The organism is Flavobacterium zhairuonense (assembly GCF_004352915.1).
In the GTDB taxonomy this organism is placed as follows: domain Bacteria; phylum Bacteroidota; class Bacteroidia; order Flavobacteriales; family Flavobacteriaceae; genus Flavobacterium; species Flavobacterium zhairuonense.
Map to the genome: position 1 here is coordinate 13,704 of NZ_SJSY01000074.1, position 14,371 is coordinate 28,074.

The window sequence follows — 14,371 nt, forward strand, 5'->3', positions numbered from 1 at the left end:
AAATCGGCAGTTTGCTCACTGTCGATTTTTTTATGAAAAACATAATTTCATTATAGAAGATTAAGTTCGAATAAAATCTAATTTTAAATTGGTATAAACCCAAGAATTAAAAAATCTAATTATCTTTGCACCACATCAACACAAACTAAGTTTCATGAGTTCAGATTCTAGCAAAAGGTACGCACAAAGAGGTGTTTCGGCATCAAAAGAAGACGTACACAACGCAATAAAAAATATTGATAAAGGTTTATTTCCACAGGCATTTTGCAAAATTGTTCCAGATTATCTTACCCAAGATTCAGAACATTGCTTAATTATGCATGCTGATGGAGCTGGTACAAAATCGTCATTAGCCTATCTGTATTGGAAAGAAACCGGAGATCTTTCAGTTTGGAAAGGAATCGCTCAAGATGCATTGATTATGAATATTGATGATTTATTATGTGTTGGAGCAACAGATAATATTTTGCTTTCATCAACTATTGGAAGAAATAAAAATTTAATTCCGGCTGAGGTAATTTCTGCAATCATCAACGGAACAGAAGAATTAATCAACGAATTAAAATCTTTTGGCGTAACCATCCATTCAACAGGCGGTGAAACTGCAGATGTTGGAGATGTTGTTCGCACCATTATTGTCGATTCTACAGTAACGGCAAGAATGAAACGCAGCGACGTTGTTGATAATGCGAATATTCAAGCTGGCGACGTAATTGTTGGTTTGGCTTCATTTGGTCAGGCAACTTACGAAAAAGGATATAACGGCGGAATGGGAAGCAACGGACTTACTTCTGCTCGTCATGATGTATTCGGAAAATATTTGGCTAAAAAATACCCAGAAAGCTACGATGCGGCTGTTCCAGAAGAATTGATTTATTCAGGACAAGTTAATTTGACTGATGAAGTAGAAAACAGCCCAATCAACGCGGGACAATTAGTGCTTTCGCCAACAAGAACTTACGCACCAATCATCAAGAAAATTTTAGATAAATATACTCCAAAAGATATTCACGGAATGGTACACTGCAGTGGTGGTGCACAAACTAAAATTTTGCATTTCGTAAAAGATTTACACGTTATAAAAGATAATTTATTTCCAGTTCCTCCATTGTTCAAGTTAATCCAAGAACAATCAAAAACAGATTGGAAAGAAATGTATCAAGTTTTCAACTGTGGACACAGAATGGAGCTTTACGTTCCAGAAAACATTGCACAAGACATTATTGAGATTTCAAAATCATTCAATGTTGATGCGCAAATCGTTGGTAGAGTAGAGGCTTCAGATGATAAAAAGCTTACTATTACGAGCGAATACGGAACATTCAATTATTAAAAAAAATTAACCATATAAGTGATATAAGTTCGGTTTAGTATTTTTAATATGTACTTACATTACTTATATGGTTTGAAAATATTTCACTATGTACGAATTACTTTTTTGGAAATATCTAGATGAAATCTACCTTAATAATCAGGAAGTTTATGAAGCTCTTGTAGAAAAAGAAGAAGTAGATGGTCTGGCTGTTCTTCAAATTGATGTAATCGTGAACAGAATCAATGCAGTGTTTTCAAAATGGGAAAGAGTCGATGAAAACAGCTGGAAAAATAATGCTGGAAGAGGCGCTTTTCAAGTAATTACAACACCACAAAGCGTTAAAATTGATTGCTATGGAACCGAAGGCAAAACCATGAATCAATTGGTTTCGATAATGGAAGAATTCAAATGCCCGTTATACGATCCACAAGTTCCGGAGCGTTACGATGAAATGAGCGAGTGATTTTTTCAGATTTTTGTAAATTATAGTATAAAAGTTAAGTCCCTATGGGACTTTTTTTATTTTTGGATTTGTTTTTTACCAATATTTTACTCCTAACGGAGTACACAAATTATAATAAATATCTCGTAGAGATTATGTAGTGGTATTTGTTTTTACCAATCTTTTACTCCTAACGGGAGTATACAAATTATAATAAATATCTCGTAGAGATTATATATCGGTAGAAAAAATGATTTGCGATTTTTATTTGTCCCGTAGGGACTTTATATTTATAGACGAAAATAATTTAATAACGAAAAATGAATTATGAATACAACATCAAATTTCAATTTTATAGATACTATTATTTTAGAAGATGATTTCGTTTTATTGCGTCCGCTTCAAGAATCAGACGTTGAAAATCTGTTAGAAATTTCCATCAACGAACCAGAAACTTGGAAATACTCTTTAGTTGGTGCTGAAGGAAAAGAAAATTTGGTTAATTATATTCAATTGGCAATAAAAGCAAGGGAAGCCAAAAAAGAATTTCCGTTTATTGTTTTCGACAAAAAATCTCAGAAATATGCAGGTTCTACGCGTTTTTATGACATAAATCTTGAATTTCAAACACTGCAATTAGGCTACACATGGTACGGATCTGCTTTTAGAGGCACCGGATTAAACAAACACTGCAAATTTTTGCTTCTGCAATTTGCTTTCGAAACTTTAGGATTAGAAAGAGTAGAATTTCGCGCCGACAATAATAATGAACGCAGTATTGCCGCAATGAAAAGCATTGGCTGTAAAGTCGAAGGCGTTTTAAGAAGCAATATGCCAACACGAGATAGCAATCTTCGACGTGATTCAATAGTTTTAAGCATCCTTAAAAACGAATGGTTTGATGAGGTAAAAGAAAACCTTAAAAACAAACTATAATATAAAAGTGGCCAAAGGCTCAAACTATTTTTAAACCGGACTGAAGTCCGGCCCTACAATATAAACCGTTCCTTCGGAACTTTTTTTGATTGTATATATTTTTTCAATCGATCGCATTTTTTCATAGAATCAAAAAAATGAACAGAATCATTGTAAAGAGCCGTTAGGCTCGATTCATATTGTAGGGCCGGACTTCAGTCCGGTTCACATTGCGGTAAAATTTATATTTTTTAAAAGCATTTTTTGTTGTATTTTTCTGAACCAAAAATCAGGTAAATCGTTTTAGAAGCTTCTTGATTTTTTTGGATAAAATATAATGATTTAAAAAATACCCAATGAATAGAATAAATTGCAAAAATCTTCTTTTTGGATTCTCATTTTTGATACTTGGAATCACTTCAAATGCGCAGAAAAAAACAGCTGAAAAACGAAATTTAATTCAGTATGTAGATCCAATGATTGGAACAGCAAGAATGGGGCATACCTATCCAGGTGCAACAGTTCCTTTTGGAAGTGTTCAGCTGAGTCCAGAAACTGATACAATTGCTTACGGCTTGAATGGAAAATACAATGGCGAAGTCTATAAATATTGCGCAGGCTATCAATATGAAGACAAAACAATTGTAGGTTTCAGTCATACCCATTTCAGTGGAACAGGACATTCAGATTTAGGTGATTTTTTGATTATGCCTACAACAGGAAAACTGCAATTGAATCCTGGAGTTGCTTCAAAACCTTTATCGGGTTATCGATCTGCATTTTCTCATACTACAGAAAAAGCAGAACCAGCATATTACAGTGTTTTCTTAGAAGATCATAAAATTAAAGCCGAATTGACTGCAACAACAAGAGTTGGAATGCATCAATATACATTTCCAAAATCAGATGAAGCGCATATTATTTTGGATTTGACTTCAGGAATTTACAATTATGATAAGAAAAACGTTTGGACATTTGTTCGTGTAGAAAATGATACTTTGATAACAGGTTATCGTCAGACAAATGGTTGGGCGCGCACAAGAACAGTTTATTTTGCCATGTCTTTCAATAAACCAATTAAAAGTTATGGGCAAGCCGCTCAAGAAAAAAGTGTTTACAGAGGCTTCTGGGGAAGATTTGATCAAACGAAAAATTTTCCAGAAATGGCAGGACAAAACTTAAAATTGTTCTTTGATTTTAGTACCGAAGAAGGAGAAAAAATCAAAATAAAAATGGCTTTATCACCAGTAAGTTCGGCTGGAGCATTAGAAAATATGAAAAAAGAAGTTCCGGGTTGGGATTTCGAAAAAGTAAAAAAACAAAGTCAGGAAGTTTGGAACAATGAATTGAATAAAATCCAGATTGAAGCCATTCAAAAAGAAGATTATGTAAACTTTTATACTGCAATGTATCATGCCTTTTTAGGTCCAACAGAATATATGGATCTTGATGGGAATTATAAAGGACTGGACATGAATGTTCATAAAGCTGATAAATTTAAAAATTATACTAGTTATTCGTTATGGGACACGTATCGCGCTTTGCATCCTTTCTTTAATATTATACAGCCAACTCGCAACGCTGATATGGTGAGTTCAATGTTAGCACATTCGGATCAAAGTGTACATAAAATGCTTCCAATTTGGTCGCATTATGCCAATGAAAATTGGTGCATGATTGGGTATCATTCGGTTTCAGTAGTTGCCGATGCAATTGTAAAAGGAAATGTGAATTTTGATGCTGAAAAGGCGCTTCAAGCATGTGTCAATACTGCAAAAGTTCCTTATTACGATGGATTGGAATATTATATGAAAATGGGTTATGTTCCTGAAGATAAAAATGGTTCTTCAGTTTCAAAGACTTTAGAATACGCATACGATGATTGGGCAATTGCGCAAGCAGCGAAGAAATTAGGAAAGACTGACATTTATAATGAATTCATCGCGAGGTCTCAGAATTTTAAAAATGTGTATGATGAAAAAACAGGATTCATGCGTCCAAAATTGAATGACGGAACTTTCAAAAAAGAATTTGATCCGTTAGATACGCATGGGCAAGGTTTTATTGAAGGAAATTCATGGAATTACAGTTTGTATGTGCCGCAAGATCCAGCTTCAATGATTAATCTGATGGGTGGGAATGAAAAATTTAAAGTTCGTTTGGATTCTTTATTCAACATGCATCTTCCAGATAAATATTTCGAAAATACAGAAGATATTACCAGAGACGGAATTATCGGAAATTATGTGCACGGAAATGAACCTTCGCATCATGTAGTTTATTTATACAATTGGACAGATTCTCCATGGAAATCACAAGATAAAATCCGAATGATTTTGAAAAAAATGTATCGTAACGGAGCCGATGGTTTGGGCGGAAATGATGATTTTGGGCAAATGAGCGCTTGGTATATTTTTAGCAGTTTAGGGTTTTATCCAGTTGCGCCTGGTTCTGACGAATATGCATTGGGAAGTCCGCTGGTAAAAAATGCTATTTTCAATTTAGAAAACGGAAAAAGCTTTGAAGTTGAAACCGTAAACCAATCCGATAAAAATGTATTTGTTTCGAAAGTTCTTTTAAATGGAAAAGAGCTTTCAAAACCTTTCTTGAAGCATTCTGATGTGATGAATGGTGGAAAAATAACGTTTTATATGAGTAGTAAACCAAATAAGAGTAAATATTAGTTTCTTTAAGTTTTAGTATATGATCATAAACGATTTAATTATCGAGGACATTGGGCTTTACATGGATGGAGGAACGATCTCTTTAAAGATAAGAAAAGGAGAATCTATTTTCTTTGAAGTCAAATTTGTTCAGAAAGTTATTTTGGAATATAAAAGAAAAGTAGATCATATGCTAATTCCGGGAAGTCTAATTTTAAATGATAAAGAAGTAGAGATTCGATCTAAGCTAGAAAAAGACTTACTTTTAGAAATAAAAAATGCAAAATTTGGAGCAAAAATAGCTGATGATAAAAAAGATTCTTTGAGAAAAATAATTTTAGATGCTGTAGATTTTGTTGAATCGGATGATTATATAACAATTGCCAAAAAAGTTGGGCGCATTCAACATTAATTTTTTTAATAAAAAGAAATATGTGTATAATTTATAAAAACTTCACGAAATTTGCATTTCAAATAAAGAAAACAAACTATGAAAATAAATCTAAAATCAGGAATTGACAAATTGCTTTTCGGAATGAAGCAGAACGACGTAACGGCTGTTTTAGGAAAACCTGATAAAAACTATAAAGATGAAGATGAAAATGTGATTTTTGTGTACAATGCACATAAAATCAGATTGACTTTTTATCAAGAAGAAGATTTTAAATTTGGTTATGCAGTAGCTTCAAGCAATGATCTAGAAGTTTTTGGTTTCAAATTAATCGGAAGAAAAATTGCCGATGTAAAGAAAGATTTGGCAACAAAAGGAATCACAAAATTCAATCAAGAGACTTTTGACACTTTTGAAAATTACTTCAACGAAGACAATTGGTTTATTCTTCAAACAGAATTTGACGAAGTTGTAAAATTCGAAATAGGAGCAATCATAAATGATAAAGACGAATTTGATTGGAAATTTCCTGTGAAGAAATAGTATATCGAAAACTTTGTCAAAGTTTTAAACTTTGACAAAGTTCTTTTAAGACAATAAAAAAAACCGACAATCACTTGTCGGTTTTTTTTATGCTTTTTATGCTGAAAAGCTTATCCTTTCAACCATGCATTTTTAAGTTTCTCTTTTGATGCATCAGTAGCTTTAAAAGTTTCAGATTCTTCATAAGGTAATTTTACAGTTCCTTTGATAGTTTCTTCTTTTCCTGCACGTTTGATTTTTACAGTAATTGGATCGTTTTCTTTCCAGTTTTCACTTTCTCCAATTAAATCATAAATATTAGCAAGAGAATAAGGTTTGTCGTTTATAGAAACCAAAATATCGCCACCTTTTAAATTAAGGTTTTTGAAAAACTCATTTGGTTGAATATCAGAACGGACAGCGATTTCTTTTGTTTGTTTGTCAACAGAAATATAAGGAGTTTGCCCTTTTAAGAATATCGGGCTTGCTTTTTTCTCAATTGCTTTTGTTACACCAACTTTTGCTAAGTAAAAATCGTAAGGAATTGGAGTTGTTCCTGCTACATATTTGTTTAAGAATTCACCAACTTCAGGATAAGTCAATTGCGTGATTTTAGCAAAAAGCTCATCATCATTAAATGGCTTTTCAATACCATATTCGTTTGATAATTTGTGCATTAAATCAAGAATTCCTCTTTCTCCATTGCTTTTTTCTCTGATAATAATATCGATGCACATACCAATCAACGCACCTTTTTGATATACGTTCAAATATTGGTCTTTATAAGGCTGTTCCAATACATTTTTGCTCATTACAGTAAATGACATTGTATCGTTTAAGCCTTTTGCTTGCTCGATTTTATCAGCAATTCTAGTGTAAAATTCTGCTTCATTGATCAAACCTTGATTGATTTGGAAAAGGTTTGCAAAATATTCTGTTACCCCTTCATACATCCATAAATGTTCAGACATTTTTGGGGCATTATAATCAAAATATTGAATTTCTTTTGAGTGAATTGTCAATGGTGTTACAATATGGAAAAACTCATGAGAAACCACATCTTTCATTGATTCTACCAGTTTTTCTTTTGGCATAGATTCTGGCAAAACAACCGTTGTAGCTGTTGGATGCTCTAAAGCTCCAAAACCATGTGCATCATCTTTTGCAAGGCTTGACAAGTACAATAAAACAGTATATTTTTTAGTAGAATTGATTTTCCCTAAAAAGTTTTTCTGCGCCGTCATCATTGTTTTCATTTCAGGCGTAATGCTTTCAGCAGTAAATTTTCCAGTAGGAGAATAAACTGCAATCAAAATATCCATTCCGTTCACATTGAAAGTCGTGTAATCTGGTTTAGAATACATAATTGGATTTTCAACCAAAACTGCATAACGAGGCGTTGTAAAAACGTCGCTTGTTTTGCTGTCGTCTGTATCAGTCATTGAAGTTGCGCCCCAAAGTGTCTCAGGATGCGTGATAGTAACTTTGTAAGGAACATCTAGCTTGTCTTGAAAATAACCTACAAAACCATGCGTATTGACCATAAAGTTAACACCCGCGTTAATGTTTGTTCCTGCTGGTGAAAATACATCGTCATTTCCAAATCCGGTTCCTTTTTCAGTATCGAAAGTATCTCCAACTAAATAAGTGATTTTTTTAAGTGTTTTTGCATTCGAAATTGACCAAGAATTATCATCAATTCTTTTTACAGTCAGCTCATTTCCTTTGGCATCAAAAGCTTTGAAACCATCAGAATATTTACCGTAATTATCTGTTGAATAAGTTCCAGGAACTGTTTTTGGGATGCTGTAAATAACTTCGTCCGTTTTAATTGCCGGAGGTGTTACAGTTACCAAGACTTTGTCGTCTTTAACATCTACAAGGTTAATGTTTACATCGACAGTTTTGCTTTTTGCATCTCCAGATGTGCTTCCCGTTTTACAGCTCCAAAATGTTACAGCAAGAGCAAGGGTGTAAATTATTTTTCTCATTTGTTCGCGTTTAGTTATGTGTATTTGACTTCTAAATTATCAAATTGTTACATTTTATATAAAAATAAAAAAAAACTCCTGAATTTCAGGAGTTTTGTATTAGTCTAGTTTGTTCTTTATATAATATTTTCCGTCCAAGTCTTCATCGAAGTCATCAATTTTGACTGGTTTTGGTTTTGGCTTATTTGCAATTGCCTTCTTTTTCCACATCTCAAATTTTTCAAGAGGCATTTTCTTCTTCATGATTTCCAGAACTTCCTTTTCTGCTAATCCAAATTCTTTTTTTATAATTTCAAATGGATTTTTTTCTTCTAAAGCTAACGAAACAAGTCTTTCTGTTTGTTCCCAATTCAATTCTTTGCGGCTACTCTTTTTCATCTCGTGAAAATTAATTCAAAATAGAGGTTAATGATTAATAATAGATTGATTTTCATTTTATATATCAATATTAATAAAAAAAATAATTACTTGGTTCGCCGAACTATTTTTTTTTGCTGATTTTAACTGTTTTTTATTGATCTTGATTTTTGAAAAGGAATTTGCAATAAATTTCCCAATTTGTTGTGTTCTTCGGGATTCATATGGGTATCTACTCCATAAATTAATTGGTCTTTTGGCAAAGTGGTAAACGTTCCAAAAAGACGATCCCAAATTGAAAAAATATTTCCATAATTGCTATCGGTGTATGGAAGTACATAATGATGATGTACTTTATGCATATTTGGTGAAACAATAAAATAACTCAAAAAAACATCCAACTTATCCGGAAGCGAAATATTAGCATGATTAAACTGAGAACCTATTACGGACAATGATTGATATAGAAAAACCATCCACATTGGGCTTCCAACAATCAAAACGCCTAAAGTTGTAAAAATAAATCGAATAACGCTTTCTCCCGGATGGTGCCTGTTTGCCGAAGTTGTGTCAATCCAAGTGTCTGTATGGTGGATCAAATGAAAACGCCATAAAAATTTTACTTTATGTTGAACAAAATGAGCCAAATAAGCACCAATTAAATCCAGTAAAAGCAAGCCTATTATCGTATAGAGCCAAATGGGAATTTCAGGAAGCCATTCTAGAATCCCAAAATGATTTTCAGTTGTCCAAGAAGCAGTTTTGATTAGAATGAAGGCTAATACAAAGTTGACAATTATGGTTGTAAGCGTAAAAAAAATGTTGATTCCCGCATGATGCCATTTTTTATAACGCATCTGAAAAAGCGGAAAGGCATTTTCGATCAGCCAAAAAATAGTGATGCCACCAATCAAAATTAAGCTTCGATGTGAAGAGGGAATTGTACTGAAATAATCAATTATAGCATTCATAATTCAATAATGTATTTCTTCAAATGTAATGAAATTGATGAAATAACAATTTAAATTTTATGAAATATGAGTTTTTATGTGCTTTTTGTTGTTATTAGTGCTTTTTTGGACTGCTTTTGAGAAAACAAAAAAAGAGAAAAAAGCTCATTAAGAACTTTTTTCTCTTTATAGGATATTAGGTAACTTTTAAATTTTTAAGATTCGTAAATGTTTTTGGTTGAATTAAAATTATGCTTCTGCTTGATTTTGCAGTAAGTTTTTATAGATAAATCCGGCTACGACCGCTCCTAGAATTGGCGCTACCCAGAATAACCATACTTGAGATAATGGTTCGCCTCCAACAAAAATAGCTTGAGATAGAGATCTAGCAGGATTTACAGAAGTATTTGTAATTGGAATACTAATTAAATGAATTAAAGTTAAGCCTAAACCAATTGCGATTCCGGCAAATCTTCCGTTTGCAAACTTATCAGTTGCGCCCAGAATAATTAAAAGAAAAAATAATGTCAATACAAATTCTGCGATAAAACAAGCTTGCAAAGAATAGCCATCAGGAGAAAAAGCTCCAAAACCGTTTGATGCAAATGCCCCCGCTTTTGTATTATCAATTACAAAACCCGCTTTTCCAGAAGCAATTGTGTATAAAGTTCCGGCCGCTGCAATTGCTCCAACGCATTGGGCAATTATGTAAGGAACAAGATCTTTGGCTGAAAATCTTCCGCCAGCCCATAACCCAAATGAAACTGCGGGATTAAAATGTCCGCCAGAAATATGTCCAACAGCATATGCCATTGTTAAAACCGTTAAACCAAAAGCTAAAGCAACTCCCGCAAATCCAATTCCTAAATCAGGAATTCCAGCTGCAAAAATGGCGCTTCCGCAACCTCCAAAAACTAACCAAAAAGTTCCAAAAAACTCTGCAAATAATTTTTTCATAATTAAATAATTTTAAATTAATAGATTCGATCGTTAAAGGGTATATTGGTATGCCCATAAAATCAAAACAATTTGTAAGAGCAAACGTACAAATAAAATCCATTTGGGTAAATTAAAACTCGCTTTTTTATTTTGGTACATGTATAAATTTGCTGGAAATACGGCAATTAGCAGTGCAATAATTCCCCAAGCAGCAAAATTTTTTGTAAAAGAAAGCAATAGGAGTATGCCTAGTAGGATTTCGGCAGATCCACTTAAATTATTTATTAATTTGGGGTTTTTAAAAAAAGGAGGAATGATTTTGACGTACATTCCCGGTTTCCTGAAATGATTGATACCAGCAAGTATATATAAAGAAGCCATTAAATATAAATGCCAAGGTTGTTTCATGATATCTTGTTGTATATCACGAATTTATAAAAAAATTAACAATTATTGCATTACAAGAGGCTTTTTTTTAAAGCTATGTAAAATTGTTTACTTTTTTGCCTTGAAATTTACATTCATAATAATTATGGCAAGAATGATTAAAGCAATTCCGAGCCATTGCAAAAAGATTACTTTTTCATTTAAGAGAATAAAAGCCATTGTCACTGATACTGGAAGTTCGAGAGCAGAAACAATGCTTCCTAATCCAATTCCGGTCAATGGAAAACCGGCATTCATAAGCATAGGAGGAATGATGGTGCCAAACAATGATAATACAATTCCCCATTTCATGAAAATAGCCAAATTAAACGCTCCTACTTGTGTTGCAAATGCAAAAGAAAAGACAATTACAGCTCCACCCAAAAGCATATACAGACTTCGTTGCGCTGAAGAAATTTCAGTAGCAACACGATTTGCGGTAAACATAGTAGTAGTAAAAGATGCAGCGGCCAAAAGTCCCCAAACAATTCCTCTCCAGTCTAGTTTAAAATCTGCATGAATAAGATTTGTAGCCAAAGCTGTTCCGATAAGGACAATAAAAACGGCTATTACTTTTTGTTTTGAAGGCAGTTTTTTTTCTAGAATCATTTCCAATAAAACGCCCATCCATACGGTTTGCATTAATAAAACAATCCCGATTGAAACCGGAATGTATTTTACAGCCAGATAATAAAACAAACTAGTCATTCCTAATGAAGTTCCGGCAAGCATCAAACTGAAAATGTTTTTTGAGGAAGCTTTTACTGCAGTTCCTTTATTTTTGATTTTCTGAAATGCATTGATGATCAAAATTCCGATTATTCCCAAAACAAATTGTGAAGTTGTTACTTCGGCTGTTGTATATCCTTCAGAATAGGCCATTTTTACAAAAGTGGCTAACATTCCGTAAGTTGTAGCTCCTAAAGCAACTAAAAAAACTCCTTTTAATACATTGTTCTGTGACATTTGATATTCCTGTTTTAAAAATTAAGGCCGGCAAAGGTAAGCTATTTTGTTTGTGATTTGACAGGAATTATGGCTAAACGTTTGGTTTAATATTATTTTAAGAGTGTTTTGGATTTGTAAATTGCGTATTTTGCAGAAAATCAGAATTTGATTTAAAAGAAAAAACCATCAAAACAAACGCTTTGATGGTTTCTGTTTTATAAAACTTTCGTGTTAATTATTTAACCGGCTGATTTTTATAAGTTTCAATTTCAAAGATCAAAGTTGAGTTTGGCGGAATTACGCCTCCAGCTCCTTTTTCTCCATAAGCTAAATTAGAAGGAAGGAAGAAAATTGCTTTTTCTCCGTCTGTCATCATATCTAATGCCTCGATAAATCCAGGAATCATTCCGTCTTTTTTACCAACTGTGAAAGGAAAAGCTTTGTAACCGCCTTGAGCATCTCTCGCTGGGTTGTATTTTCCGTATGCTTTTTCAACATTTGCCATGCTGCTGTCAAAAAGATTCCCATTTTCAAAATAACCGGCATAGTGAAAATAAATAGTTGATCCCTCAGGACCTTTTACACCAGTTCCTTTTTGTGTAATTACATATTTTAAGCCAGATGCAGTTGTAGTTGCTTTTGCTTTAGTTGCTGCAATATAAGCTGCTTTTTGAGCAACTACCTTTTGTGCTTCTTGCTTTTTAGCTTCTTCTTTTTTTACGTCATCTGCAAGAACTTTTACAGCGTCAAATTTTTTAGCAGCATCTCCTTTGCGCGTAATCGTAATTTTTGTCATGATATCGTCCTGAACAATTTTATTTACATTGTCCATTCCTGAAACTACGTGGCCAAAAATAGTATGTTTTCCGTTTAACCAAGGAGTGTCTTTATGCGTAATAAAAAATTGGCTTCCGTTAGTGGCTGGACCAGAATTTGCCATGGCAAGAATTCCGCCTTTGTCAAATTTTAATTCTTCGGTAAATTCATCTTTAAATGAATATCCAGGACCGCCAGTTCCGTTTCCGTCAGGATCTCCACCTTGAATCATGAAATCATTAATTACTCTATGGAATTTCAAGCCATCATAAAATGGTTTTCCTTTTAGTCTTTCTACTTTTACATTCGGATTGTTTCCTTCTGCCAATGAAATAAAGTTAGCTACAGTAACTGGAGCTTTTACGTATTCTAAAGAAACAACAATATCGCCTTTTGAAGTCGAAATTGTAGCAAAAATACCATTGTTAGGGTCTTCAGGAACAACTGGTTTTGCTGTTGCAGCAGGTTTTGCTGGAGCGACTTTTGATTGAGGTGCTTTTGGCTTTGCTGCTGGTTTTTTTGTTGTTTGAGCTTGTAAGTTTACTAAAGCCAAGCAAAATAATAATAGAAATTTAAATTTCATTTTGTTTCGAATTTAAGTCGATGTATAATTTATTATTGTGGTTTTTCTAATAATTGAATTTCGAAAATGATATTAGCATTTGGCGGAATTACTCCTCCAGCTCCAGTTGCTCCATAGGCTAAATGAGATGGTATAAACAGAACCGCTTTGTCCCCAAAAGAAAGTTGCTCGATTCCTTCAATAAATCCAGGAATCAAACCGTCTTTTTTACCAGCTTGAAATGGGATTGGTTGGTAACCGTTTTGTTCTGCTCTTGCAGTGTCGTATTTTCCAAATGTTTTGTTTACATCAGCAATACTAGAATCAAATAATGTTCCATCTTCAAGGAAACCTGCATAGTGAATGTAAATTTGAGATCCAATTGCTGGTTTTTTGCCAGATCCTTTTTCTGTAATAACAAATTCTAATCCTGAATTTGTTTTAGTAGCTTTTGGTTTGATAGAAGCATAGTAAGCTACTTTTTCTTTTTGAACACCGGCATATTTGCTTTTTTCTTTTTGAATTTCTGAAAAATAGTCATGAAATACTTTTACGGCGTCAAATTTCTTTGCTGCTTCACCATTTCTGATGATAGTAATTGCAACGATTGTATCGTCTTGTTTTATTTGATTGACTACTTCTTGTCCTTTTTCAACTACATGACCAAAAATAGTGTGTCTTCCTTCCAACCAAGGCGTTTCAACATGTGTAATAAAAAATTGACTGCTGTTTGTTCCAGGGCCGTTGTTTGCCATTGCCAAAACACCAGGTTTGTCAAACTTCAAATCTGTAATCTCGTCTTTGAATTTATATCCAGTATCTCCAGAACCTGTTCCTTCAGGATCTCCAGATTGAATCATGAAATTTTCAATAACTCTATGGAATTTTAATCCGTCGTAAAAAGGTTTTCCTTTTTTGTAATCTTTAGTCACAAATTCGTTTTTTCCTTCTGCTAGGGTAACAAAATTTGCTACAGTAACTGGAGCTTTTTTATAGTCCAACTCAACTATAATGTGCCCTTTGTTTGTTTCAATATCGGCGTATAAACCATCAGGCAAATTACTGTGTTCATCTTTGCATGAATAAAGAGAAGTAACGGCTAGTAGTAATAATAAAATGCTTTTTTTCATTTCT

At 33.3% G+C, this 14,371-nt stretch carries 14 protein-coding genes; 6 read left to right on the plus strand and 8 right to left on the minus strand.

Annotated features, from left to right (window positions below; translation table 11 throughout):
• Nucleotides 1-154: 154 nt before the first annotated feature.
• The 6 genes from EYY60_RS14400 (at nt 155) to EYY60_RS14425 (ending at nt 6,269) form a co-directional block, all read left to right on the plus strand.
• Nucleotides 155-1,333, plus strand: a complete 1,179-nt coding sequence (locus EYY60_RS14400) for an AIR synthase related protein (protein WP_132990023.1) — start codon at nt 155-157, stop codon at nt 1,331-1,333.
• Between the two features lie 88 nt (nt 1,334-1,421).
• Entirely contained in the window at nt 1,422-1,778 is a 357-nt protein-coding gene (locus EYY60_RS14405) for a hypothetical protein (RefSeq protein WP_132990024.1), read from the plus strand.
• 306 nt (nt 1,779-2,084) lie between these two features.
• On the plus strand, nt 2,085-2,693 hold the full coding sequence (locus EYY60_RS14410) for a GNAT family N-acetyltransferase (protein WP_132990025.1): 609 nt from the start codon (nt 2,085-2,087) through the stop codon (nt 2,691-2,693).
• Between the two features lie 335 nt (nt 2,694-3,028).
• Entirely contained in the window at nt 3,029-5,356 is a 2,328-nt protein-coding gene (locus EYY60_RS14415) for a GH92 family glycosyl hydrolase (protein ID WP_132990026.1), read from the plus strand.
• Nucleotides 5,357-5,417: 61 nt separating this feature from the next.
• Nucleotides 5,418-5,747: a hypothetical protein gene (locus EYY60_RS14420; protein WP_132990027.1), complete on the plus strand. Its 330-nt coding sequence runs from the start codon at nt 5,418-5,420 to the stop codon at nt 5,745-5,747.
• 78 nt (nt 5,748-5,825) lie between these two features.
• Nucleotides 5,826-6,269, plus strand: a complete 444-nt coding sequence (locus EYY60_RS14425; RefSeq protein ID WP_132990028.1) for a hypothetical protein — start codon at nt 5,826-5,828, stop codon at nt 6,267-6,269.
• 110 nt (nt 6,270-6,379) lie between these two features.
• Here EYY60_RS14425 and EYY60_RS14430 read toward each other — a convergent pair whose 3' ends face one another.
• From EYY60_RS14430 to EYY60_RS14465, 8 genes are all read right to left on the minus strand, one after another.
• Nucleotides 6,380-8,239 carry a M61 family metallopeptidase gene (locus tag EYY60_RS14430; RefSeq protein ID WP_132990029.1) on the minus strand — a complete coding sequence of 620 codons (1,860 nt, stop codon included), beginning with the start codon at nt 8,237-8,239 and terminating at the stop codon, nt 6,380-6,382.
• Between the two features lie 99 nt (nt 8,240-8,338).
• The gene (locus EYY60_RS14435; RefSeq protein ID WP_115886476.1) at nt 8,339-8,617 is read right to left on the minus strand and encodes a DUF2805 domain-containing protein; all 279 of its coding nucleotides are present in this window, start codon (nt 8,615-8,617) and stop codon (nt 8,339-8,341) included.
• Nucleotides 8,618-8,739: 122 nt separating this feature from the next.
• On the minus strand, nt 8,740-9,567 hold the full coding sequence (locus EYY60_RS14440; RefSeq protein WP_132990030.1) for a sterol desaturase family protein: 828 nt from the start codon (nt 9,565-9,567) through the stop codon (nt 8,740-8,742).
• Between the two features lie 228 nt (nt 9,568-9,795).
• Nucleotides 9,796-10,503: an aquaporin Z gene (aqpZ, locus tag EYY60_RS14445; RefSeq protein WP_132990031.1), complete on the minus strand. Its 708-nt coding sequence runs from the start codon at nt 10,501-10,503 to the stop codon at nt 9,796-9,798.
• A 33-nt stretch (nt 10,504-10,536) separates the two neighbouring features.
• The gene (locus tag EYY60_RS14450; protein ID WP_132990032.1) at nt 10,537-10,893 is read right to left on the minus strand and encodes a DoxX family protein; all 357 of its coding nucleotides are present in this window, start codon (nt 10,891-10,893) and stop codon (nt 10,537-10,539) included.
• 87 nt (nt 10,894-10,980) lie between these two features.
• Nucleotides 10,981-11,877, minus strand: coding sequence for an EamA family transporter (locus EYY60_RS14455; protein ID WP_132990033.1), 897 nt, complete (start codon nt 11,875-11,877; stop codon nt 10,981-10,983).
• Nucleotides 11,878-12,094: 217 nt separating this feature from the next.
• Nucleotides 12,095-13,258 carry a peptidylprolyl isomerase gene (locus tag EYY60_RS14460; RefSeq protein WP_132990034.1) on the minus strand — a complete coding sequence of 388 codons (1,164 nt, stop codon included), beginning with the start codon at nt 13,256-13,258 and terminating at the stop codon, nt 12,095-12,097.
• A gap of 32 nt (nt 13,259-13,290) precedes the next feature.
• Nucleotides 13,291-14,367: a peptidylprolyl isomerase gene (locus EYY60_RS14465; protein WP_132990035.1), complete on the minus strand. Its 1,077-nt coding sequence runs from the start codon at nt 14,365-14,367 to the stop codon at nt 13,291-13,293.
• Nucleotides 14,368-14,371: the final 4 nt, after the last annotated feature.